At 64.1% G+C, this 22,474-nt stretch carries 18 protein-coding genes, 3 tRNA genes and 1 riboswitch; of the genes, 11 read left to right on the top strand and 10 right to left on the bottom strand.

Going from position 1 to position 22,474, the window contains the following annotated elements; translation table 11 throughout:
- Positions 1–28: 28 nt before the first annotated feature.
- Positions 29–102: transfer RNA gene (locus tag B6S44_RS01755), tRNA-Cys, on the bottom strand.
- A gap of 190 nt (positions 103–292) precedes the next feature.
- Between B6S44_RS01755 and B6S44_RS01750 the strand changes: the two genes are divergently transcribed.
- Positions 293–367, top strand: a tRNA-Asn gene (locus tag B6S44_RS01750).
- A gap of 58 nt (positions 368–425) precedes the next feature.
- On the top strand, positions 426–857 hold the full coding sequence (locus B6S44_RS01745) for a VanZ family protein (RefSeq protein ID WP_129155068.1): 432 nt from the start codon (positions 426–428) through the stop codon (positions 855–857).
- Positions 858–889: 32 nt separating this feature from the next.
- On the opposite strand, the gene B6S44_RS01740 is transcribed toward B6S44_RS01745, so the two are convergent.
- Complete coding sequence (locus B6S44_RS01740; RefSeq protein WP_129155067.1) at positions 890–1,522, bottom strand: glutathione S-transferase family protein; 633 nt, start codon at positions 1,520–1,522, stop codon at positions 890–892.
- 229 nt (positions 1,523–1,751) lie between these two features.
- Between B6S44_RS01740 and B6S44_RS01735 the strand changes: the two genes are divergently transcribed.
- The 5 genes from B6S44_RS01735 to B6S44_RS01715 all read left to right on the top strand — a co-directional run bounded on the left by B6S44_RS01735 (position 1,752) and on the right by B6S44_RS01715 (position 7,595).
- A complete protein-coding gene (locus B6S44_RS01735) occupies positions 1,752–2,396 on the top strand; it encodes a TenA family protein (protein ID WP_129155066.1) in 645 nt (214 codons plus the stop codon).
- Positions 2,397–2,456: 60 nt separating this feature from the next.
- Positions 2,457–2,553, top strand: a riboswitch (TPP riboswitch).
- A 97-nt stretch (positions 2,554–2,650) separates the two neighbouring features.
- Positions 2,651–3,394 (top strand): ABC transporter permease, encoded by a 744-nt coding sequence (locus tag B6S44_RS01730; protein WP_129155065.1) that lies wholly within the window; start codon positions 2,651–2,653, stop codon positions 3,392–3,394.
- 43 nt (positions 3,395–3,437) lie between these two features.
- Positions 3,438–4,397 (top strand): ABC transporter substrate-binding protein, encoded by a 960-nt coding sequence (locus B6S44_RS01725; protein WP_129155064.1) that lies wholly within the window; start codon positions 3,438–3,440, stop codon positions 4,395–4,397.
- 175 nt (positions 4,398–4,572) lie between these two features.
- Complete coding sequence (locus B6S44_RS01720) at positions 4,573–5,790, top strand: MFS transporter (protein WP_129155063.1); 1,218 nt, start codon at positions 4,573–4,575, stop codon at positions 5,788–5,790.
- Positions 5,791–5,885: 95 nt separating this feature from the next.
- On the top strand, positions 5,886–7,595 hold the full coding sequence (locus B6S44_RS01715; protein ID WP_129155062.1) for an MFS transporter: 1,710 nt from the start codon (positions 5,886–5,888) through the stop codon (positions 7,593–7,595).
- A gap of 256 nt (positions 7,596–7,851) precedes the next feature.
- Here the strand turns inward: B6S44_RS01715 and B6S44_RS01710 are convergent, their stop codons facing one another.
- Positions 7,852–8,544 carry a winged helix-turn-helix transcriptional regulator gene (locus tag B6S44_RS01710; protein WP_129155061.1) on the bottom strand — a complete coding sequence of 231 codons (693 nt, stop codon included), beginning with the start codon at positions 8,542–8,544 and terminating at the stop codon, positions 7,852–7,854.
- A gap of 134 nt (positions 8,545–8,678) precedes the next feature.
- Here B6S44_RS01710 and B6S44_RS01705 point away from each other — a divergent pair, with 134 nt between their 5' ends.
- Positions 8,679–9,851, top strand: coding sequence for an acyl-CoA dehydrogenase family protein (locus B6S44_RS01705; RefSeq protein ID WP_129155060.1), 1,173 nt, complete (start codon positions 8,679–8,681; stop codon positions 9,849–9,851).
- A gap of 352 nt (positions 9,852–10,203) precedes the next feature.
- Here the strand turns inward: B6S44_RS01705 and B6S44_RS01700 are convergent, their stop codons facing one another.
- The gene (locus B6S44_RS01700; RefSeq protein ID WP_248309391.1) at positions 10,204–10,569 is read right to left on the bottom strand and encodes a DUF1127 domain-containing protein; all 366 of its coding nucleotides are present in this window, start codon (positions 10,567–10,569) and stop codon (positions 10,204–10,206) included.
- 220 nt (positions 10,570–10,789) lie between these two features.
- Here B6S44_RS01700 and B6S44_RS01695 point away from each other — a divergent pair, with 220 nt between their 5' ends.
- Together B6S44_RS01695 and B6S44_RS01690 are read left to right on the top strand one after the other, a co-directional pair.
- On the top strand, positions 10,790–12,562 hold the full coding sequence (locus B6S44_RS01695) for an adenylate/guanylate cyclase domain-containing protein (RefSeq protein ID WP_129155059.1): 1,773 nt from the start codon (positions 10,790–10,792) through the stop codon (positions 12,560–12,562).
- Positions 12,563–12,649: 87 nt separating this feature from the next.
- A complete protein-coding gene (locus B6S44_RS01690) occupies positions 12,650–13,372 on the top strand; it encodes a phosphatase PAP2 family protein (RefSeq protein WP_206735059.1) in 723 nt (240 codons plus the stop codon).
- A gap of 265 nt (positions 13,373–13,637) precedes the next feature.
- Here the strand turns inward: B6S44_RS01690 and B6S44_RS01685 are convergent, their stop codons facing one another.
- From B6S44_RS01685 to B6S44_RS01660, 6 genes are all read right to left on the bottom strand, one after another.
- Positions 13,638–14,903, bottom strand: coding sequence for a ComEC/Rec2 family competence protein (locus B6S44_RS01685; RefSeq protein WP_129155057.1), 1,266 nt, complete (start codon positions 14,901–14,903; stop codon positions 13,638–13,640).
- Between the two features lie 13 nt (positions 14,904–14,916).
- The gene (locus B6S44_RS01680; RefSeq protein WP_129155056.1) at positions 14,917–17,040 is read right to left on the bottom strand and encodes a S8 family peptidase; all 2,124 of its coding nucleotides are present in this window, start codon (positions 17,038–17,040) and stop codon (positions 14,917–14,919) included.
- A gap of 36 nt (positions 17,041–17,076) precedes the next feature.
- The gene (locus B6S44_RS01675; protein ID WP_129155055.1) at positions 17,077–17,547 is read right to left on the bottom strand and encodes a M23 family metallopeptidase; all 471 of its coding nucleotides are present in this window, start codon (positions 17,545–17,547) and stop codon (positions 17,077–17,079) included.
- A gap of 282 nt (positions 17,548–17,829) precedes the next feature.
- A tRNA-Leu gene (locus B6S44_RS01670) sits at positions 17,830–17,916 on the bottom strand.
- 60 nt (positions 17,917–17,976) lie between these two features.
- Positions 17,977–18,624, bottom strand: a complete 648-nt coding sequence (locus tag B6S44_RS01665; RefSeq protein WP_164985679.1) for a DUF1190 domain-containing protein — start codon at positions 18,622–18,624, stop codon at positions 17,977–17,979.
- 29 nt (positions 18,625–18,653) lie between these two features.
- Positions 18,654–20,234, bottom strand: a complete 1,581-nt coding sequence (locus B6S44_RS01660) for an AMP-binding protein (RefSeq protein ID WP_129155053.1) — start codon at positions 20,232–20,234, stop codon at positions 18,654–18,656.
- A 134-nt stretch (positions 20,235–20,368) separates the two neighbouring features.
- Between B6S44_RS01660 and B6S44_RS01655 the strand changes: the two genes are divergently transcribed.
- Positions 20,369–22,318 (top strand): SGNH/GDSL hydrolase family protein, encoded by a 1,950-nt coding sequence (locus tag B6S44_RS01655; protein ID WP_129155052.1) that lies wholly within the window; start codon positions 20,369–20,371, stop codon positions 22,316–22,318.
- Positions 22,319–22,474: the final 156 nt, after the last annotated feature.

The following is a 22,474-nucleotide window of genomic DNA, read 5'->3' as shown; positions in this document are numbered from 1 at the left end:
GCGCATCTATCGTCGCCGCGATGGAGTTTGGAGGCCTCGCCCGGAATCGAACCGGGGTGCAAGGATTTGCAGTCCTCTGCGTAACCACTCCGCCACGAGGCCATCCCGGAGCGCCGCCCGAAGCGCGCTCCTCGGCGGGCGTATAACCACATGCCGCAGCGCGCCGCAACCGAAACTCTCTCGGCAATGTGAATTGACGCTGGGGCAGAGCGGGCGCCCACGATTTTCTCCACCTTGATGCCAGCAAAAGGCTTGCACCCGGCCGGCGGCGTCGCTATACGCCGCCCACCGATCCCGGATAGCTCAGCGGTAGAGCAATCGACTGTTAATCGATTGGTCGCAGGTTCGAATCCTGCTCCGGGAGCCAGCATTTTCGAGGGCTTGAGCGGCGGCCGCTTGGGCCCTTTTTGCTTTCCGGAGACGGATTGGCGCAGCAGGAGGCGCGGCAGACGGCGATGCGGCTCTTCGGGCTCGAGCTTTCCCTGCGCCGCTGGGCCGCCCTGATCGGCTGGGTTGCGGTCGCCGTCGTCATCGTCGCGACCCTGTCCCCGATCGGCGCCCGCCCGCATATCTCGCATCTGGGACCGCAGATTGAGCGTTTCGTCGCCTATCTGGTCGCCGCCGCGGCTCTCGCGACCGCCTATCCGGCGCGCAAGGGCGTGATTCTCCTGTGCATCGTCGCCGGTGCCGCGGGGCTCGAACTCGCCCAGCATTTCGAGGCGAGCCGGCATGCTCGCGCGCTGGATGCGTTCGTCAAGATCCTGGGCGGCCTGACCGGCCTCGGCGTCGTGGCGCTGTGCGAGCGCCTCTGGCCGAAGCGCACCGTCGCCCTTGCCACGGCCCGCCGCCCGGACTGACCGGCCTGCCCGCGGAGTAGCCGTTACCCCCGCTATGCCGCCGGCTGCACGCTGGCGAAGGCTTCGGCGATCCGCTGCGGCGCCGATGGTCGCGCATACATGCGTTCGAGATAGCGCTGAAGGCGCGGCGAGCCGTCGAGCAGACCCTGCTCGTTCGCCCAGTCCATCAGATAGGCGGTGACGCAGTCGGCCGCGCCGATCCGGTCGCCGACGATGAACTCGCGCCCGTCCATATGGGCCTCCAGCACCGCCGCCATGCGCCGAAACTCCTCGCTGGCGAGCACGATGTCCTGCGGCAGCCGCTTTTCCTCAGGATAGAGGAAGCTGTGCTTGGTGATGCGCCAGAGCGGCTGCTCCAGCTCGGTCATCGCGAACAGGATCCAGCGATAGGCCTGCGCCCGCTCGTCGAGATCATCCGGCAGCAGGCGCTTCTCCGGAAATTTCTCGGCGAGATAGAGGATGATCGCCGCCGATTCCGGCAGGACATTGTCGCCGTCGACCAGCACCGGCAGCTTCCCGGCCGGGTTGAGCTTCAGGAACTCGGGCGTCTGCGCCTCGCCGCCAAGCAGGTCGACATGAATGTAGTCGAACGGCACGCCGAGCTCCTTCAGCCCCCAAAGGGCTCGCAGGGTCCGCGTCGGCCCGAAACCATAGAGCTTCATCATCGCTTCCTCCCATACATACTAATTGGTCTGTATTAACGGCGCTCCGGCTGACAGCCTCTGTCAGCATTCTTCCCGGGAGCCTCATGCGGCGCCATCATGCTCTTGCCGATCGCTCCGGCTTTGCGACCACCACCCCTCCCAACAAGAGGGGAGAGGTTTCTACGTCCCGGCCTGTTTTTGCGGGGCGATCCTGATAGGGAAAGCCCGATCAGCGAAAGGCACTGACCTCATGACCGCCCGTTTCACCGAGACCCTCCGCCTTGCCAGTCAGCCGGCCTGGTCGCAGGCTGTCGGCCACCGTTTCGTCGCCGAATTGCTCGACGGCACGGTGTCCGACGCGGTCATGGCGCGTTATCTGATCCAGGACCACCGCTTCCTCGACAGCTTCCTGACCCTGCTGGGCGCTGCGCTCGCCAGCGCCGACAGCTTCGAGGCCCGCATCCGCTTCGGGCGCTTCATCGGCATGGTCAGCGGCGAGGAGAACACTTATTTCCTGCGCTCCTTCGAAGCGCTCGGCGTCAGCGAGCGCGAGCGCACGGAGCGTCCTGACGCCGAGCCCACCGCTGGCTTCAAGGCGATCATGCGCGAAGCGGCCGCGACCCGCTCCTATGCCGCTGCCCTCTCCGTGCTGGTCGTGGCCGAATGGCTCTATCTCGACTGGGCGCAGCAAGCGTCGCAGCCGCTGCCGGCGAACTTCGTCCATGCCGAATGGATCACCCTGCACGACAACCCCGACTTCCGCGACTTCGTCGGCTTCCTGCGGGCCGAGCTCGACCGCGTCGGCCCGGAAGAGGCGCAGACGAGCCGTGATTTCTTCCTGCGCACCGTCGCACTGGAGAAGGCCTTCTTCGACTCGGCCTACGACGCAGCCTGAGCGACGCCGCACCGGCTTAAGTCAGGCGTGACAGGCGCAAGCCTTTCTGCCACAAGGGTTTACGAGAGACGGGGGCGTTCGCCGCAAGGCGGGCTGAGAAGCACCCTTCGAACCTGAACCAGATCATGCTGGCGGAGGGAGTCGCTCGGGGCAGCCTGGTCAGTGCTTATCCCCGTGCCCGCCTTCCACCGGAAAGGCGAGCCTTGACGACGCAGGACGCGATAGAGCGAAGCTCGGCTTCCACGAGGCCTATGATGGCCGCGCTCGCGCCGGCCCTGCGCACCATTCTCGTCCTGCTACTCGCCTGGCAAAGCGCGATCTGGCTGTTCCAGCCACCGCGCTACATCCTGCCCTCGCCGCTCGACGTCGCCGCAGCCTTCCAGCGCCAGCCCGGTTTCCTCTTCAGCCATAGCCTGACCACCATCGCCGAGATCGCGCTCGGCTTCGTGCTCGGCTCAGCTTTCGGGGCGCTGACGGCGCTCGCCATCGTGGCGCTGCCACGGCTCGGGCGCCTGCTCTGGCCGGTCCTGCTCGTGCTGCAATCCTTCCCGGTCTTCGTCATCGCGCCGCTGCTCGTCGTCTGGTTCGGCTTCGGCATGGGCTCGAAGGTGATCATGGCGACGATCATCATCTTCTTTCCCGTGGCCTCTGCCTTCACCGATGGCCTGCGCCGGACCGACCCGGAACTGATCGACGCCACCGCGCTGACCTCGGCGACGCATTGGCAGACGCTGCGCCATGTCCGCCTGCCGCTGGCCATGCCCGCCCTCCTCACCGGCCTGCGGGTCGCAGCCCCTCTCGCGCCGCTCGGCGCGGTGATCGGCGAATGGGTCGGCTCCTCCGCCGGGCTCGGCTTCGTCATGGTCCAGGCCAATGCCCGCATGCAGACCGACACGGTCTTTGCCGCGATGACGGTGCTCGCCGTGCTCAGCCTCGTCCTGCGCCATCTCGTCGACACGCTCGGCCCGCGCCTCATTCCCTGGGCGAGCGAGCAATGAGTCCGCCCCGCTTCAAGCCGATCACGCAGAAGGATTTCGCCCGATGACCCTCCGCGCCCTGACCAGACGCGCCCTCCTCGCTACCGGCCTCATCCTGGCGGCCAGCCTCGCCAGCCCGGCCAGCGCCGCCGACAAGCTCACGGTGATGCTCGAATGGTTCGTCAATCCCGACCATGCGCCGCTGGTCGTCGCGCAGCAGCTCGGCCTGTTCAAGGAGGCCGGGCTCGAGGTCACCATGGTGCCGCCTTCCGACCCGTCGGCCGTGCCGCGCCTCGTCGCCGCCGGCCAGGCCGATATCGGCATCCACTACCAGCCCAATCTCTATCTCGACCACGCCGCCGGCATCCCGATCGTCCGCGTCGGCACGCTGGTCGAGACGCCGCTCAACAGCGTCATCGTCAAGGCCGACGGGCCGATCAAGAGCCTCGCCGATCTCAAGGGCAAGACGGTCGGCTATGCCGTCTCCGGCACCGAGACCACCTTGCTCGGCCAGATGCTGGCCAAGGCCGGCCTCAAGCTCGACGACGTCAAGCTCGTCAACGTCAACTTCGCGCTCTCGGCCGCCCTGATCAGCGGCCGGGTCGACGCCACCATCGGCGGCTACCGCAATTTCGAGCTGACGCAGCTGAAGCTCGAAGGCCATCCCGGCACGGCCTTCTACCCAGAGGAGCATGGCGTGCCGGCCTATGACGAACTGATCCTGATCACCCGCCGCGATGCCGTGGGCGATACCCGCCTGCCGCGCTTCCTCGACGCCATCGAGAAGGCGGCGCTCTATTTGACCAACCACCCGCAGGAAGCCTGGAAGCTCTTCATCGCCACCCATCCCGATCTCGATGACGCCCTCAACCGTCAGGCCTGGACGGACACCCTGCCGCGCTTCGCCAAGCGCCCGCGCGCCCTCGACCGGCGCCGCTATGAGCGCTTCGGCGCCTTCCTGGTCGAGCGCGGGCTGATCACCAAGGCCCCGGCGATCGCCGAGATCGCGGGCGAAGTGAAGTAGCACCAGAGAGCGTCGGCAGACCCAGCTGCCGGCGCCTCCCATCCCGCGCCCACGTCAGGGCGGCCCTGTGCGCGCCGCTCTGGGTCTGGCGCCGGCCGCGATGCTATGAGCCGGCTTCGCGGCCATCCGGCGGACCCTCGCCCGCAATAGAGCTGCGCCCGGCGAAATCATCCGCATGAACGTCAGCAAGCCGATCGCCTCCACCCGCCGCGCCGACCTGCCGGTGCTGTTCGCGCTCAGCGCGACGCATCTGCTCAACGACATGATCCAGTCGCTGATCCCGGCGATCTACCCGATCATCAAGACGGCCTATGCGCTGGATTTCGGCCAGATCGGCCTGATCACGCTGACCTTCCAGATCACCGCCTCGCTGCTGCAGCCGGTCGTCGGCCACTACACCGACAAGAACCCGATGCCCTATTCGATGGTCGTCGGCATGGGCTGCACGCTGACCGGGCTGATCGGCCTCGCCTATGCCGGCAGCTACCCGCTGCTGCTGCTGGCCGCGGCCTGCGTCGGCCTGGGATCCTCGATCTTCCATCCCGAAGCGACCCGCATGGCCCGCAACGCCTCGGGCGGCCAGCAGGGCCTGGCGCAAGGCATCTTCCAGGTCGGCGGCCAGAGCGGCGGCGCGCTCGGCCCGCTGCTTGCCGCCTTCATCATCGTGCCGCGCGGCCAGACCAGCGTCGCCTGGTTCTCGGCCGCGGCCCTGCTCGCCATGATCCTGATGGTCTGGACGGCTCGCCGCTATGCCGAGCTGAGCAAGGCAGCCGCGACCGCCCCGAAGCCGGTGAAGGCCGCGACTGCCGCACCCGCCGCCGCCACGCATACGAAGGGCCGGATCGCCTTGGCGATCACCATCCTGGTCATCCTGCTGTTCTCGAAGAACGCCTACTCGTCGAGCTTCAGCTCCTATTACACCTTCTACCTGATCGGGAAATTCGGCATCTCGGTGCAAGGCTCGCAGCTGATGCTGTTCCTCTTCCTCGCGGCCGCCGCGGTCGGGGCGCTCGCCGGCGGCATCATTGGCGACAAGGTCGGCCGCAACCGCATCCTCTGGTTCTCGATCCTCGGCGCCCTGCCCTTCTCGCTGATCCTGCCCTTCGCCGACCTGTTCTGGACCGGCGTGCTGACGGTGGTGATCAACCTGATCATGGCGAGCTCCTTCGCCGCGATCCTGATCTACGCGATGGAGCTGATGCCGGGCCGGATCGGCCTGATCGGCGGCCTGTTCTACGGCCTGTCCTTCGGCCTCGGCGGACTCGCGGCGGCGATCCTCGGCGAAGTCGCCGACTGGATCGGCATCGAGGCGGTCTACCGGATCTGCGCCTTCCTGCCGGCGATCGGCCTGCTGGCCTGGTTCCTGCCGAAGGTGGAGCATCGGCGGGGTTAAACCCGCCGAAACCCGAAAACGGTCTCCAATCATCCGATGACGGACAATGGCGCAGCGCGGCTTCCCATCGCCCGCCGGCATGCTCTAACTGTGACATGCCGCATGAGCCCGCCACGCAGACCACGGCCGAGACCGCCGAAGCCGACCTCGCCGCCGAGGGCCTGAAGCCTGATGACAGGCGCTATTCAGCTTTTGCGCCGTTGCGCCAGCCGATCTTCCGTGCGGTCTGGATCGCAAGCCTTGTCTCGAACTTCGGCGGCCTCGTCCAGATGGTCGGCGCTGCCTGGCTGATGACCTCGCTCTCCAATTCACCGGACATGGTCGCGCTCGTCCAGGCCTCGACCGCGCTGCCGGTGATGCTGTTCTCGCTTGCCGCCGGCGCAATCGCGGACAATTACGACCGCCGCCGCATCTTGCTGACGGCACAGGGTTTCATGCTCGCTGTTTCGATCATGCTGGCGGTCTTCGCCTGGTATGGGCTGCTCTCGCCCTGGCTGCTGCTCGCCTTCACCTTCCTGCTCGGTTGCGGCAACGCGCTCAACAACCCGGCCTGGCAATCCTCGGTCGGCGACATGGTGCCGCGACCCGAGGTGCCGGCGGCGGTGACGCTGAACAGTGTCGCCTTCAACATCGCTCGCAGCGTCGGCCCGGCGATCGGTGGCGCCATCGTCGCCGCCTTCGGCGCGGTCGCAGCCTTCATCGTCAATGCCTTCAGCTCTGTCGGCCTGCTCGTCGTGCTGGCCCGCTGGCAGCCGCCGCGCGTCGAGCGCCTGCTGCCGCGCGAGACGTTCTTGATCGCGATGAGCGCCGGTCTCCGCTATGTCGCGATGTCGCCCAATATCCGCGCCGTCATCCTGCGCGCCTTCCTCTTCGGCTTCGGCGGCGTCGTCGGTCTCGCTTTGATGCCGCTGGTCGCGCGCGATCTCGTGCGCGGCGGCCCGCTGACATACGGCATCCTGCTGGGTGCCTTCGGCGCCGGCGCGGTCGCCGGAGCCTTCGTCAGCGCCCGGCTGCGCCGCCGTTTCAGCACCGAGACGCTCATACGCCTGACCTTCCTGGCCTACGCGGCCGCGGCCCTGATTGTAGCACTGAGCCCGACCCTATGGCTCACCATGCCGGCGCTTGCCGTCGGCGGCGCCTGCTGGGTGCTGGCGCTCTCGACCTTCAATTCGACGGTGCAGCTGTCGGCGCCGCGCTGGGTGGTGGGGCGCGCGCTTGCGCTCTACCAGATGGCGGCCTTCGGCGGCATGGCCGCGGGCAGCTGGGCCTGGGGCTGGGTCACCCTCCATTCCGGCCCGGCCGGCGGCCTCACCGCGGCGGCGGTCGCACTCGTCCTCGGCGCAGCAGTCGGGCTGCGCTATCGGCTGCCGCCGCTCGAGGCGCTCAATCTCGATCCGCTCAGCCGCTGGCGAAAGCCCGACATCGCGGTCGATATCGAGCCGCGCAGCGGCCCGGTCTTCGTCACCATCGAATGGCGGATCAGGCAGGAGGACGTGGTCGAGTTCCTCAAGGCGATGGAGGAGCGCCGGCGCATCCGCCGCCGCGACGGTGCCCGCCACTGGTCGCTGCTGCGCGACCTGACCGATGCCGAGCTCTGGATCGAGCGCTATGACAGCCCGACCTGGGTCGAATATGTCCGCCAGGCCCAGCGCGCCACCCAGGCCGACGCCGAAATCGGCGACCGGGTCAGGGGCCTTCATATCGGGCCCGAGCCGCCGGTCGTGCACCGCATGGTCGAGCGTCAGACCGGCGCGCTGCCGCGCGAGCTGCTGCGCGCCACCCAGCGGGCGCAGGCGTCGCCCTGAACGCCGGCACCGAATCTGCTCAGCGCCGCAAGCGCGAGCGAAACCCTTCATGTGGTTGGTGCACGCTCGGCTTAGGCAAATGCGGGACAATTTGAGCCTTGATGTCGCGCGTCAAACCTCCCGAACACATGTCGGTCAACTCGAGCCTGTTATGGGTGTCGCGTCGAGTTCGACGAAGCTCTGCGCATCGTGCCCACCCTGTCTGCTTCCGGGCGATTATCCATCGTCTGTACTGGGCGGATGATCGTCGCGTCCGTCACTGCACCCGACGCGGTTCGAAGGCGAAGGCGCTGAGCCCCAGCCATTGTTGCATGGAGCAAGCCAGCGCCTGATCGCCGTCGATCTCGAAGTGACCGGTGTCGGACTCCTTCTTGATCGTCGTCAGTCCCATCCAGATCGCTGTCATCGTGCGCAGGGAACTCGTGACCAGCAGATCGAGCTGATGGCCGGGATCGAAATTGCAAAGGTCGACTGCACCGTCGGCCACCACCAGCCACCACCTCTTCTGTGACCCCGGAAGTTCGGGGTACAGAAACTGTATCGTGCAGCGATGCTCCGGCAGCAGCTTGACGTTGAGACTCCGGCGCATGTCCCACATCAGCAATGAAGGGTCGAGGTTCTTGAGCGAAAGCCGCGATTCCATCCAGTGCTGCGCCCAGTTGCCGAGGCCCATGATCAACGATCTCAGTTCCTCGCCCGCCTCGGAAAGGTGATATTCAACCGAGCTCTTCGTCTTGCGCGATACGGTGATGACCCCGGCCTGCTGCAATTCCTTGAGCCGTTTCGAGAGCAAGGCAGGCGACATCTTCGGTAGGCCGCGCCGCAGATCATTGAATCGGGTGCTGCCGCAGAGCAGTTCTCGCACCACCAGCGTCGTCCATCGACTGCACAATATCTCCGAGGCCATCGACACCGGGCAGAACTGGCCGTAGCCACCGCGATTGTTCATGGCGAACCCCGTTTTTCTTTTGGCGAATGGTACCAGATCGGGGGTCACACGGAAAATGCCGGCAGTTCAGTTGCTGAACTGGAATCTCGGAACCTCAGCGGTGATCCTTCTGCCTCGCAGGAATGGAGGACACCATGTCGACGATCTCTGCTTCGAAAGCCTCACCCCCGTCATTCGTCGGAGGCACCGCCTCTCCCGCCAATGTCGTGGAAACGGCGCGCCATCTTGCGCCGAAACTCGCCGCGCGTGCCGCCGAGATCGACCAGAATGACCGCTTCGTCAGCGAGAGCTATTCCTTGCTGAAGGAGGCGGGCCTCATCGAGGCAGGCGTCCCGCGGGAACTCGGCGGCGGCGGCGCCGAGATATCCGAGCTCGCCGAGATGCTGCGCGTGCTCGCGAGGGCGTGCGGTTCCACGGCGCTGGCCTTTTCCATGCACACCCATCAGGTCGCCATCCCCGCTTGGCGTTGGCGGCACCAGAAGGTCGCCGCTGTGGAACCCCTGCTGAAACGGGTCGCCGCGGAGAGAATCATCTTGTTGTCGTCCGGTGGCTCGGACTGGATTGGCGGATCGGGAAAGGCCGAGAGGGACGGCGACGGCTATCGTATCACGGCGCGGAAGGTGTTCACCTCCGGCGCCGAAGCCGGAGATATCCTGATGACGGGAGCGATCCACGAAGGAGAAGACGGGAACCGGTCGGTCATTCACTTCGGTGCGCCGATGAAGTCCTCGGCGGTGCGCATCGAGGACACCTGGCGCACGCTGGGCATGCGCGGCACCGCGTCGAACGACGTCGTGATCGAGAATCTCTTCATCCCCGCCGCGAATGTCGCGTTTTCGCGCAAGGCCGGCGAGTGGCACCCTGTTTTCGAGACGATTGCGACCATCGCTTTCCCGCTGATCTATGCTGTCTACCTCGGAGTTGCAGAGAGCGCCCGCGACATCGCTGTCGAGATCGCGAAGAAGAAACAGGCATCCGACCCATCGCTGGCCGGACGCATGGACACCGAATTGCGGGCCGCGCAGCTCGCACACCGCTGGATGCTGGATACCGTGGCGCGTAACGCGCCCTGCGCCGAGACGGTCAACGAGGTGATGATCGGGCGCACTCTGGTTGCCCGCCACGCGATTACTGCCGTCGATCTGGCGATGGAGCTGGCCGGCGGCGCGTCGTTCTATCGGGCAACGGGATTGGAGCGGCGCTTTCGTGACATCCAAGGTGCACGTTTTCACCCACTCCAGGCCAGTCCCCAGGCACACTATGCCGGCGCAATGGCGCTAGGCCTGCCGACGAGTTCGATCTTCTGACAAGCCGATAGAGGCCGGAGAAAGACGCAACATCTCAAGCTTGCTTCGGCCCTATGCCTAGTTCGAACGCGCTGAGCGCGGCGTTTCCTCGCCTTCTGAAACCGCTCGCCACGCATCGGCGGGATCACGAGCTGCAACTTCCAATCAACCGGGACCGATGGATATCCGATTGGAGCCGGAAGCACCTCGGCCAACGTCGGCTTGCGGGCAATGGCCCAAATTCCGCTCGTGGCACGCAGCGACGATTGCCCGAACGTCTCCTCTGTCAGGCCATGGCGCGGACGGCGGGTATCGAACCCGCATGCCGTTTCCGGCGGCGAGGTCGAGCGCGGCCTGGGGCCCCGCTCCGCGGTCACGGCCGCGGATCGGCGTGCCGGACGGCGAACTCGATCTCCGAACGGCTGATGCCGATATCCCCCAGCGTCCTGTCGTCGAGACTCGGCAACGCGTTGGCCGCGCGGCGCGTCTGCACCCTGTCGCGGATGCTGCGCAGCCGTCCCGACAGCGCTTCGATCAGCCTGGTCGTCAGGGGACGCCGGGCAGGCTTTCGATGAGGCGGGACGAATGGACCATGGACCTCATAGAGAAACTGCTCACCGAGGATTTGCCCAACTGCCCTGCGTCCGACCAGCCGGTCGAGCACCGATTTGGTGCGAGGCCGCAGCATGTCGGTGAGGTCATCGATGTCGTGGAGAAAATCGCTTTTCAGCGCATACATGGTGCCGCTCCCATTGCCTTGCCCGCCGCCTCGTCGGGCGGTGTTGCAGCGTTATTGCGGCTCGGAGGACACCTCGTCTGTGAGGTGCCGCACACGTCAGCCCCTTTCCAAGAAGGCGAAGAGACGACATGATGCCGGCAGTAACCCGTGCCGGTTACGCTGACAGCCTTGCCTCTGGCCTGATTTAGCCCTTCTGCCATCAGACGTAGGCGGACTGCGCATGTTGTCGACGGCGCAAACGTTGGATCGTAGTGTCCTCGCAGTCCTCTGCGCTGACGTCGCCGACTATAGCCGAATGATGGATACGGCGGAGGAAGAGACCCACAAGCAGCTGATGTGGCTCTGGGCGTCCGTGGTAACTCCTGTTGTCGAAAAGTACAAAGGTAGAATTGTTAAATTCACTGGCGATGGCTTTCTCGCTTGCTTCAGCGACGCTGTCGCAGCGGTAGATTGCGCCCTAAATATACAGAAATCTACGCACCAATCCCAAAGGCAGCGTGATCCTGATCGTCGAATCAAATTTAGAATTGGCGCAACAATCGACAGCGTAATTATCGAAGATAGCGATATTTTTGGAATCGCTGTAAATACAGCATCGCGACTTCAGCAGATAGCCACTCCCGGCGCCGTATTGATTTCGAGTGATCTATTCGATCAAATTGATGGTAAGATCAATATATCCTCCAATGATTGCGGCCGGATTAGGTTGAAGAATTTTCATAGTCCGACGCACGCATTTCTGATCAATACGCCGCGCACAGATTCATTCCCCTCTATGGTCAAGCCGTATCGCAAGAGAACGCGCCTGCCAACCATCGCTGTTTTTCCGTTTTCGGCTTTTGACGGCAGTGGCGGCGAAGATTATTTTTCACAAGGCCTGATGGATGGCATAATTGGCGCGCTAAGTAGCCTGCGCGATATTATGACGATTAATCGAGGCTCGACTATCGATTATTGCACGAAAGAGCCCCCTGCCCTTCTAGGAAAACGATTGGGGGCACACTACGTTCTTACAGGAGTTATTGGACGATCTAGCGATGAAATTCGCGTAACCTGCTCCCTGACCGATGTGAGGAGCGGCAGCGTTCTTTGGTCCGACCATATGGACGGCATCTTGTCATCGATATTTGATATGCAGGATAGTATCGCAACCAAGGTTGTTGGGACTATTGCTCCCCATGTCCGCGAAGCCGAACTTGCGCGGGCTGTGATGAAGCGCCCCGAGAGTATGGACGCGTATGACCTGCTTCTTCAGGGTATCGACTTGCTCTATAGAATGGACAGCGAACAGTTCGTTCGTGCACGAAAATTTCTCGGCAGCGCCATCGAGACTGACAGCCGATATCCCCCAGCTTACGCTTACGCCTCCCTCTGGCACATTTTCAACATTGGCCAAGGCTGGTCAGCCGACCCGACATTGGATGCTTACCAAGCCTGGAAGTTGGCCTCCGCCGCTGTTGATCGGGATGCCTCCAATTCGCTGGCGCTCGCAATCTGCGGACACGTCAAGTCATTCCTGTTCCACGAATACGCAGCGGCGACATCTTATTTTGAGCGCGCGATCAATTGTTCGCCAAGCCACGCCTGGGCTTGGGCCCTCAGCAGCGGCACATACGCCTATATGGGAGATGCCAAAGAGGCGGTCGAGCGCGCGGAGCGCGGGATCGCGCTGTCACCAGCAGACCGGCATGCATTCTACTATCTGTCTTTCCTAGGCCTTGCCCACTACGCCGGTGAATCTTACGAGGCGGCCGTGGATTGCGACCGCAAGGCCGTGGGGCAGAACCCGCATTTTCGAGCGGGGCTGCGGGTCCTGACAGCCAGTCTTGTTGCGCTCGACAGACTGGAAGAGGCGAAGGAAGTCGCTCGCGCCCTACTGTCTGAGCAGCCATCCTTCCGGGTCTCTGTGTATGCGCCTCAGTGCCCCTGGTGGGATAAGGAGGTCCGAGAAACATTCTTGAGGCGCTTACTGGACGCCGGCCTTCCCGAATGAGCGAGACGAATCGGAGGCCGTGGGCAGCATCCGATAATGTGAACAAGGGGGAAGATTATGGGAAACTGCTTTTTTGATCCGCTAGACTTGCCGGAATTTCCGACCCACCCGGAGCAACCGGGCTTAAGAGAGGGTCCGCTCGATGTACTCACAGATGTTACAGAGTTCCCAAGGCGCTATTGGGATCCGGATTACGTCGGCCTAGCAATCTTGCCTGAATTCGCGACGTCCAGCTGGGAAAGCGAAATATCTGTTTCGCCACCGCCATCGACCAAATCCGAGATTACGCGTAACGAAATCGAGTATTTACTGGAATTGATGAACGAACGGAATAAATCCAGAAACGAAATTGTGGCGCAGAGTACTGATTTTCCGAAATATTGGCTAGGCTTATTGATGATGAATCGCGCATCGCATCCCGCCACATACGAAATGATCAAAACCGCAGCCCGCGTGGGTGAAATGGTGATGTTTTTCTACAAGTTCAAATTCAATCGGCCGCGCCCGCATCAGTTATGTCCGGCGCTGATGCCGATGATTGCTGTGCCCGGGCATGCTTCGTATCCGAGTGGCCACTCACTGATGTCTCATATGCTGTCCCTTACAGCAGCATCGGTGCGGAAAGATGCCGAGGGCTCTCTGACGGTGTTAGCCAACAGGGTAGGTAAAAATCGGGAGATTGCCGGTTTGCATTATCCCAGTGATACAAGCGCTGGAGAAAATATCGCTAAAGGCGCATTCGAAATTCTTTCCCGCTGCCCTAGCTTCGAGAAATTGCGGAGCGAAGCAAAGAAAGAGTGGCGCGAATAACGTTGACCTGAGACCCTGAACTTCCTCCAAAATTGGGTAGAGTCGGTCGATCAAGGAGACAGAAGCGGTGTCCCTGCACGCTAATGTCCGCATCTCGGCGGTAAGCCCAGCTCAGCTTTTGGCGCGCAGTTCACTATCGGCCTAACAACTCATCTTTCAAGTCATGGTGCGGACGGCGGGGATCGAACCCGCATACCGTTTCCGGCGGGGCATTTTAGTGCCTTGCGCCTGCCAGCTTCACCATCTCCACGCAGCAGAAAACGGCTCAGCCTCGCTTTGGCAGCTCGAACACCAGGGACGGCTTGTCCTTGTCTCGAAAGGTGAAGGTGACGTTGTCGCGGATTTTCGGATGAGCGGCTTTCAGATCGGCGATCAGTTGCTGCAGTGTCACCACTGGCTTTCCGTTCAGTTCGGGCGGTTTCCCGTCCTCGAGTTCGTAACTCAGGTCGCCATTGGTGAAGGCCATGGTGAACTTGCGGCCGGACTTTGCCAACTTGGCGTAGAATTCGACCACCGGCGGATCCGGATTCTGGTCCTTGCCGATGGCGCTGAAGACGTAGGTGTCGGCGGTGACCGCACTCATGAAGTCGCGCTGGTTGTTGCCGATCGCACCGTGGTGCGGCACTTTCAGGATGTCGACGTGGAAGGTCTTGTCGGCATCCGACATGAGGCCGCTTTGCTTGAGGCTCCGCAGGACGTCTCTGCCGAGCTGATCGCCGGTCAGCAGGATTTTCCGGCCTTCGTGCTCGACCAGCATGGTGATGGACGAGAGGTTGGCGATTGACTTGTCCGTCTTGTCCGCTTTCAGCCAGTTGGTGGACTGGACCGAAGCCGGCACGCCCTGAGCCGGCGCGACCTTGGATTTTTTCTTCCACTCCTTGCGCAGCTTCTCCAGCGACGTCTTGTCCGGGTTGAGGATCGTGATCTTCGCCGGACCGAAAGCCTTGTCGAAGACCTGCCCCATGGCAATGAGCTTGCCCGGCTCCCGCGAATTGATGTTGTCGCCGTGAATCGTTCGCGCAGAGCTCGTCAGATCGTCGCCGTCGGCGACGCTCACGGCGACCGCCTCGGCCGTTCTGTCGAGCTCCTTGGCCAGGATCTTCACCTGGTCGCCGAGCAGCGCCGAAAAGGAATTGAACCAGAGCATGCCGATCTCTAGCTGGGGCATGCCCGGCACGCAGTTCAGGCTCTCGGCAAGGCAATGATAGATCTGCTCGACGCCGTCGATATGGTCGGCATCGATATGGGTGCAGACCACGAGGCCGAGCTTCAGCGTCGCTTTCCCGGCATGGTCCTCGACCGTTGACGGGCGCCCGTCCCGCTCCTGCTTGATCGCAGCCAGCCGCGGCGCCAGCCTGTGCTCGAGCGGCCGGAAGCTCTTTGCGCCCGGCGTCATGTGTTTCGCCGTCGTCGGCCCCGCGTCGATCAGCAGGATGCGCTCATGCGGCGGATCGATGCCGCCATCGCCGCTGTGATAGCGCAGCAGGATGCAGTCGCCATGGCCGGCATCGACAGCTTCGAACGTGATCATGGACCCCTCCCGCTCATACCGACTGCAGGGCGCGCAGGGCGTCGACCAGCCCCGCCCCCTGGAAATAGCGTTCGCGCCCCAGATCGGTCGCGGTTCTGATCAGGATCTGCTTGATCCGCTCCGGGCGGCCGATGAGTTCGCGATGCCGCGCCATCAGCAGGGCACAGACCCCCGAGACATGCGGTGCCGCCATGGACGTGCCGTCTTTCGAGGCGAAGCGGTCCCCATTGCCGGGGATAGCCGAAACGATCTTCTCGCCGGGCGCGACCAGATCCGGTTTGAGCCTGCCGTCGCCGGTCGGGCCGCGGCTGGAAAAGTAGCTGACGCCGAAGCTGTGCGGGTCGGCGCGGTGTGTCGCGCCCACGCAGATTGCCCCATCGGCATTGCCGGGATCGGTGATGCTCATGCCGCGGTAGCCGAAACCGAGATTGACCTTGTTCGCGGCCGGGTCGAAGCCGGCATTGCCGGCGGCGGTCACCACCGGCGTGCCCAGTGCGACGAGCCGGTTCACCGCCTCGCAGATCGGGGTTCGCCCGCAGGCATGGGCGTCGACCAGATGCCTGATCGAGACCGACATGTTGACGCCGTGCACCTGCGGCAATTCCGGGTTGCGGTTGAGCCAGGTCAGATAGTCGAGCGCGGCCAGGATGGTGAACTCATCGCCGCCGCTTTCCTCGCCCTCACCGGTCCGCCGTCCGAAGACGCGCAGATCGAGCAGGCGGATATCAGGGCAGACGCCGTAGAAGGGACCTTGCGCCGCCTCCCCCGGCACTGGAAAGCAGCCGCCGAGGATGGCGGCGACATGGGTGCCGTGCTCGTCATCGGGCACTGCGTCGTCGCCATCGGGATCGACTTCGAGCAACGGCGCGATGATCGACCAATCCGCCTCCGCGACCCCGCGTGCCAGAGCGTCGAGCGACGAGAACTGCTGCTGGATCTGGCGCTTGATCGTCGGATCGTTCCGCTTCTGCAAAGGCAGTTGCGCGATCATCGTCTCGAGCGAAACCTGCCCGGACATCAGCCTTCGCAACCGGGTGAAATCGAGCGAACGCGTCACGCGGGACACATGATCGGTTTTGCGCCAATCGCGGAAGACCGCACGCTTCGGATCGATTCCGGTATCGATGACCGCCCAGGTGAAGTCGCGGGTCGAGAGGTCGAACAGCCGGATGGCGGCGTCGGCCTTGACCGTGTCGCGCGACAGCGCCGCGCATGGAGGCGGCAACCGGGCCGGCGGCAGGTCGAAGCTTTCCAGCTCCATGCGCAATGCCAGGCGGTTGCGCGCGATCGACCAGATCGAGACCGTGCCCCCACTGGCACCGGCCGGCAGCTCGCTCGCCTGGCCGATCTCCTGCATCAGCTGCTGGAATGGCTGCCAGAGCGGGTTGAGCTCGCCGATGCGTGCGCGATCCACCCCTGGCGGGTCGTCGCCCTCGTCGAGCGATCGCCTGCCGCTCCGTTGCATCGGATCATCGTCGAGGTCGTCATCCTCGCGCGACCGCCCCGGGCCGACGACGAGCTTTCCCATGAGGTCGATGGCGAGCTCCCGACTCTCGGGCTTCTCCGCCATGTCGATAATCGTGATGAGCGCTCCGAAGCGGAGAACGTCGATGTCGACGTCGATATCCCTCAGGACCGCGCGGACGGTCATGTCGCCGTCCGGTTTGAAGAGAGCGTCCTCGAGCTTTCGCAGCTCCATGCGAGGGGCATTGTCGCGCCACCACTGCGTCAGGGGCAGCACCGCATGCACGAGTTCCGTGAATGTCAGGTCGACGATGACGTAACGAGATGTGACCGCGATCCGGTGAACGCGCGTGACTTTGTGGCGGCTGGCCTTGGTCGACGCTCCCCCGAGACGGCGCACGATCTCGTCGGCAAGATCGGCGGTCGACGCCGGTCGCTGTCCTTCGGGACCGGCGGTCAGCTTGGGCGACAGGATCAGCGATGTTCGCTCGTCTGCGCGATCGGCGAGCGCCCGCATCAGATAGCGCAACCAGACATCCGACCGGACCGGGCCATCCTGAAGAAAGCGTCGCACGCCGAAGGTTTCGAAGACGAATGCCTCGATCAGAGCATCGTTCGGCCGGCTGGGATTCCGGCGCGGTCGGCGCCCACCGCTGTTGCCCTGTGTTGCCATCGACCCCCTCCCCCGAAAGACGCCGGCAGGCAGCGCCTACGTCGGCAATGGCTGCTGTGCCCAGGCGTCGAGCTGCGCAGTCGGGTCCATCAGGTCGGCTCTGCGAAAGAACGGGGATTTGGTGGTGGTGAGTTCACCGTTCACCGTCCCGGAAAACATCTCGAAATGAATCATGCTGATGTTCAGGCCGGACAGTTTGCCGACCGATCCGATCACCTGTCCGGCGGCGACCTCGTCACCGACCTTGAGCCCGCCTGCCAGCGCCTTCTGGACCTCTCCGTAGCGGACGACGAAATCACCGTGATCGATGACGGTCGCGAATGTGCCCAGGTAGAACGGCCGGTGTATCGTGATCTTGCCATCGGCCACGGCGTGGACCGGCGTGCCGACGGGCGCATAGAGGTCGCAGCCGGCATGCTTCCGTTTGCCCTTGCTACGAGGCGCACCGAAGCTCCGCGGCACATGATGCCAGCCTTGAGCCGGGATGAAGGTCAGCGGAAATGGCAAGGGCTCCCTCCGACAATCTGAGCCTCAACGACGGTCCGACGCGGCCTTGATAGCCGAGCGGTCGGTCGTCCCGGCAACGCAAAGCATAAAATCGACCAAAACGTTGCATAGCTCATCTGTCGGCGCAACTTTTAAGTGCAGTACATCCTTATATAACTTTGCGTCATGAGAACCTGCCATACGTCGAAGCAGGTTGCCCTCTTTCTCACCAAAAATCGCTATCGGAGCGAAAACAGGCCCCCCTTTTCCCAATGCACAAGGGGAGACGAATCTCATCGCGATTGGTGCGGACGGCGGGGGTCGAACCCGCATGCCGTTTCCGGCGAGGCATTTTAAGTGCCTTGCGTCTACCAGTTTCGCCACGTCCGCGCCGCGAAACTGGTTAGCGACGGAAAGCCTTTCCGACAAGCGCCGGTTGCGCGCGCCGGCTCAGCGCCGGTGCGCCGGCTTGTACCATTCGACCCCGTCCGGATCGACATAGAGCCCCGGTGCGACGTCGGAGCCGATCTTCTTCTCCTGCATCGGCACGCGTACCGTGTCGTCGCGGTCGCCGCGGCGGATATAGGGGCCACTCGCTTGCTGGCTGTGCTGGCCACCGCCACTACCGCCGCCCATCACCGCCCGACGGCCGGCGACCTTGTCGTCGAGCGCCGCGACCTGGCGGGCCGAGAAGGCGATCTTCGCCGTGCCCTCGACGATCGGAAAGGCCTTGCTTGATGCGCCTTCGCCGGTGACGCGAATGCCGACGAAGCGCGGCACGTAAGACTGCCCGCCACCGCCGCGCGCCAGCGCGTCCCAGCCGCCGGTGGTCGAGACCTGCGCGCCACAGCGCTTGTGCGCCCGCTCGCAGGCGACCCGCGAGCCGTAACGCGGCGCCTTCTGCTCGAATTCGGCGCGGGCGTTGCGATAGGCGTGCTCGCATTGCTCGGCCGAGAGCTTGCCGGCCTCGATGCATTCGTCGCGACGGACATAGGTCTGGCCGGCCGCCTGGGCGGCTAGGTCCGCGGGCGTCAAGGCGATCCCGGCGACGGCGAAAGCCGCAGCGCGGACGAAGACGAGAGGAAGAAGCGTGATCATGCGGCTTCCCTGATCATGCGATTGTGGCGTCACAGCAGCGGCCTCATCGTGATGGCGAGCTCGCGCGTGCCACCATAATCGATTTTGCCATTGCCGAGGACGGGAATCGAACCGGTCACCAGGATCGCCTTCGGCAGCCATAATTCCGGGAAACCCTGCGCCTTGGCCTCGTCCTGCAGCGCCTTCTTCTCGGCATTGGGCTTTTCGGTGACGAGGACGAGCTGCTCGCCCTTGCGCAGATCGGGCAGCGCCACGACCACGTGATTGTGACCGGGCCAGAGGCCGGCGATCATCGATTCGACCGCCGCGAGCGAGACCATCTCGCCGCCAAGCTTGGCGAAGCGCCGCGCCCTGCCCTTGATGGTGATGAAGCCGTCATCGATCGCGACGATGTCGCCGGTGTCGTGCCAGCCGCCCTCCGGCGGCACGATCGCGCCCGGCCGGTCGGCGTTGAGATAGCCGAGCATGACGTTCGGCCCCTTCACGCAGAGCCGCCCGCCCTCGGTGATGCCTTCGACCGGCTCGAGCTTGGCCGTGATGCCGGGCAGAAGCCGCCCGACGCTGCCATCCCTGGTCGCCACCGGCGTGTTGCAGGCCAGCACCGGCGAGCATTCGGTGCAGCCATAGCCTTCGAGGATGGTGGTGCCATAGGGCTCCCACATCCGGCGCGTCTCCGGCTTCACCCGCTCGGCTCCGGCGACGACATAGCGCACGCTCTTGAGGTCGCCCTCATCCGCAGCGCGCGCGTACCCCTGCAGAAACGTGTCGGTGGCGAACAGGAAGGTCGCAGCCGTTTCGCCGATCAGCTTCGGCACCTGCTTGTAATGCAGCGGGCTCGGATAAAGCACGACCTTCATGCCATGGATCAGCGGCATCAGCAGCGCGGCAGTCAGCCCGAAGGAGTGGAAGGCCGGCAGTGGGTTCATGACCACGTCGCGCTCGGAGAGGAAGCCGGCGGCGAGCTCGAAGATCTGGCGGGCGTTGGAGACGAGATTGGCATGGCTCAGCACCACGCCCTTCGGCTTGCCCTCGGTGCCCGAGGTGAAGAGCACGACGGCCGGGTCGTCGGGCTTGGCCGCATGGCGGCGATGCACCATGCCCGGCGCCAGCGAGGCCAGCGCGCCGATGGCCTTGTCGAGGCTGGCCAGTTCCTTGCGGACATCCTCGAGATAGATCACACGCCGCCCTGGCTCGAGCGCCTCGACGATATCGTCGAGCTTGGCCTGGTCGATGAAGCGCCGCGAGGTGACGATGGTCGAGACCGGCCCGATCTCGCAGGCGGCGGTGAGGTTCTTCAGGCCTGCGGTGAAGTTCAACAAGGCCGGCACGCGGCCAAAGGCCGAGAGCCCGAACAGCGTCACCGCCATGCCCTGGACATTGGGGAGCATCAGCCCGACCGTCTCGCCGGGCCTGGTCAATGCCGAAAGCTTGCGGCCGAGCACCAGCGCGCCCAGCACCAGCCGGCCATAGGTGATCGGCTGCCGTTCCGGGTCCTCCAGCGCGACGCGGCCCTTGCCATGCTTGCCGGCGGCAGCCAGCAGCGCCTGGAACAGCGTCATCCGGGCGCCCTCGACATCAAAGGGCTGCGCCGGCAGTTCGATTACGGCCATTTCGGCTCGTGCTCCCTTGTCGTTTCTCCCGCCTGCAACCTAAGGCGAATGGGCCGGGATACAATGCGCAGACGAGACCTTCCCTTGCGTCATCACACACGCTACGGTTGCCGCGTGAAGCGGGGGGGGACGGCATGTTTCGGCTGCGCTTGTTTCTATTGCTCCTGACTGTCGGGCTCGCTGCCGGCGAAGCTTTCGCGCAGCCGCGGATCGAGTGGGAGATCGCCAACCGCTTTCGCCTGTTCAAGCAGGAAAAGCAGTTCCGCAAGCTCGCCGAGGTCTTCGCCGCGCTGCCAGCTGAAGACCGCAAGGAGCGGCCGGCCTTCGCTTTTGAAGACGCCATGCAACGTGCCGCTGCGAAAGGCACGCTCGGTAGGGCCTTCGGTGACCGGGTCAGCATCGCGCGCTATGGCTGGACCTCCGCGGTCACGCGCGAAACCTGCTTCGAGAACGGCAATCACGGCCATTGGAAATGTAAGCTCGACACCGGCGACCAGTTCATGGAGCCGCGCGTCGCCGACGTGCTCGCAAGGATCGCCGACCTGCCGCCGGCGCTCGCCGGGCAATCCTGCCGATGGGTAGCTGCCGAACTCACCGTCGTCGCACCCTGCGCCACGGAAGTGCGGCTGGCGCGGCGCGCCTTCGACAAGCCCTTCGACATCACGGTGACAGCAGCGAATGCACCTGTGGCCGAGACCAGGAGCGTGCGGCTGCGCCATGTCGCGATCGTCGGCTTCGGCGATTCGTTCTCCTCGGGCGAAGGCAATCCCGACAAGCCGGTCGAGCTCGTCGATGACAGCCCATCAAGCTACCAAGCATCCTCGTCGACCAATGGACGTCCTCGGAATTATCCGCGACGGCTTGGTGGCGATCACCAAAGACTGGGACATCCCTACGCAAGAGCCATCTGGCTCAACAGCCAATGCCATCGCTCGCTCTATTCTCAGCATGTCCGCGCGACGCTCATCCTTGCCTTGGCGCATCGCGACCTGGCCGTAACGCTGACGCCCTATAGTTGCACCGGCGCCGAGGTCCAGGCCGGCATCCTCGGCTATTATGCGGCGCGAGACGACGAGGAAAGCTTCTACGACGCTTCACCGCAACTCATGCGCTATTGGCGCGACTACTGCAGCAGCAGGGTCGGCTACAGCCGCTTCAACAATCGTGGCAGGGGCTTCGACTGGCAAAGCGAGTTGCGCGATTGCAAGGAGCGGGCCCGGCTCAAGCCGGACGCAGTGCTGCTCAGCGTCGGTGGAAACGATATCGGCTTCTCCAGCGTGATCGCCGAAGAGGTGGTCGCCAAGGGCGATTACGGGCCGTTCACAGAAATGCTCTACGAGCTTTGGCTCAGCCAGGTCGCGACCAAGACCTTCGACGAGGCGCGCCAGGCCGTCAGGGACCTGATCCCGAACCGCATCGGGGAATTGTCCGACGCCTTCCGCAGGCACCTCGACCTGCCCTCCTCCGCCATCATCCAGACCGGCTATCCGCAGATCACGCGCAGCGGCGGCGGAAGCAGCGTCTGTCAGCCGAGCGACGCGGGCATGGACGTCCACCGCATTCTCGCGATCAGCAAGGACGATACAGGTCGGGAAGCGGCCACGTTCGTGCCGTTCCTGAACCAGAACATTGCAGCTGCCGTCGCCGCCCTTCCTGAAGGTCGGCGCTGGCGGTTCGTCGATAGCCATGTCGAGCGCTTCGCTGGCCACGCCCTTTGCACGGCGGGCGCACCCGCCGATGCGCCGGATCGCCAGATTTCAGGTGCGATGCAATTTCCCACCTATGTCGGGTTCAAAAAGCCCCACCACTTCCTGTGGGAGCCGTTCGCGCCGAGCGAATGGCGCGCCTATCGGCCACGCAACCGCTGGTTCGTCACGCCGAATGATGCCTTCCTCACCGGCCACTACATGCGCGTCGCCCCGATCGGTAGAGGAAGGACGCCCTATCCTCCCCAGGACAAGGTGCAGCCTCTTCTCGCCGCGACGCTTGGCGGCTCCTTCCATCCCAATGCCAGCGGCCATTCCGCGATCGCCGACGCGACCATTCCGGTGCTGCGCGAGGTGCTCAAGCTTCCACAGCCTTGATCCCTTTGCCGGCGCATGGCCGCATGAGCCCAGCGCGGTGCCAGCGCTGCAACGCAGCAAAATTCATCGCGGAATCGATCACAGCTCAACAATCTCGCAATGGGTTCGACGCAATCGCCGAAATGTGACGAAGAAGCGATTCATCACGTCGCTCTG

The sequence above is a fragment of the Allobosea sp. Tri-44 genome (genome assembly GCF_004123845.1).
Taxonomy (GTDB): Bacteria; Pseudomonadota; Alphaproteobacteria; order Rhizobiales; family Beijerinckiaceae; genus Allobosea.
Note: the sequence above shows the minus strand (reverse complement) of the source record. Positions and strands in the feature narration are given on the sequence as shown.

Coding starts and splice junctions, on each gene's coding strand:
- B6S44_RS01740 (WP_129155067.1), bottom strand. CDS start 1,522: ATGATGAAGCTCTATGGTTTCGGGCCGACGCGGACCCTGCGAGCCCTT.
- B6S44_RS01735 (WP_129155066.1), top strand. CDS start 1,752: ATGACCGCCCGTTTCACCGAGACCCTCCGCCTTGCCAGTCAGCCGGCC.
- B6S44_RS01730 (WP_129155065.1), top strand. CDS start 2,651: ATGGCCGCGCTCGCGCCGGCCCTGCGCACCATTCTCGTCCTGCTACTC.
- B6S44_RS01725 (WP_129155064.1), top strand. CDS start 3,438: ATGACCCTCCGCGCCCTGACCAGACGCGCCCTCCTCGCTACCGGCCTC.
- B6S44_RS01720 (WP_129155063.1), top strand. CDS start 4,573: ATGAACGTCAGCAAGCCGATCGCCTCCACCCGCCGCGCCGACCTGCCG.
- B6S44_RS01715 (WP_129155062.1), top strand. CDS start 5,886: ATGCCGCATGAGCCCGCCACGCAGACCACGGCCGAGACCGCCGAAGCC.
- B6S44_RS01710 (WP_129155061.1), bottom strand. CDS start 8,544: ATGAACAATCGCGGTGGCTACGGCCAGTTCTGCCCGGTGTCGATGGCC.
- B6S44_RS01705 (WP_129155060.1), top strand. CDS start 8,679: ATGTCGACGATCTCTGCTTCGAAAGCCTCACCCCCGTCATTCGTCGGA.
- B6S44_RS01700 (WP_248309391.1), bottom strand. CDS start 10,569: ATGTATGCGCTGAAAAGCGATTTTCTCCACGACATCGATGACCTCACC.
- B6S44_RS01695 (WP_129155059.1), top strand. CDS start 10,790: ATGTTGTCGACGGCGCAAACGTTGGATCGTAGTGTCCTCGCAGTCCTC.
- B6S44_RS01685 (WP_129155057.1), bottom strand. CDS start 14,903: ATGATCACGTTCGAAGCTGTCGATGCCGGCCATGGCGACTGCATCCTG.
- B6S44_RS01680 (WP_129155056.1), bottom strand. CDS start 17,040: ATGGCAACACAGGGCAACAGCGGTGGGCGCCGACCGCGCCGGAATCCC.
- B6S44_RS01665 (WP_164985679.1), bottom strand. CDS start 18,624: ATGATCACGCTTCTTCCTCTCGTCTTCGTCCGCGCTGCGGCTTTCGCC.
- B6S44_RS01660 (WP_129155053.1), bottom strand. CDS start 20,234: ATGGCCGTAATCGAACTGCCGGCGCAGCCCTTTGATGTCGAGGGCGCC.
- B6S44_RS01655 (WP_129155052.1), top strand. CDS start 20,369: ATGTTTCGGCTGCGCTTGTTTCTATTGCTCCTGACTGTCGGGCTCGCT.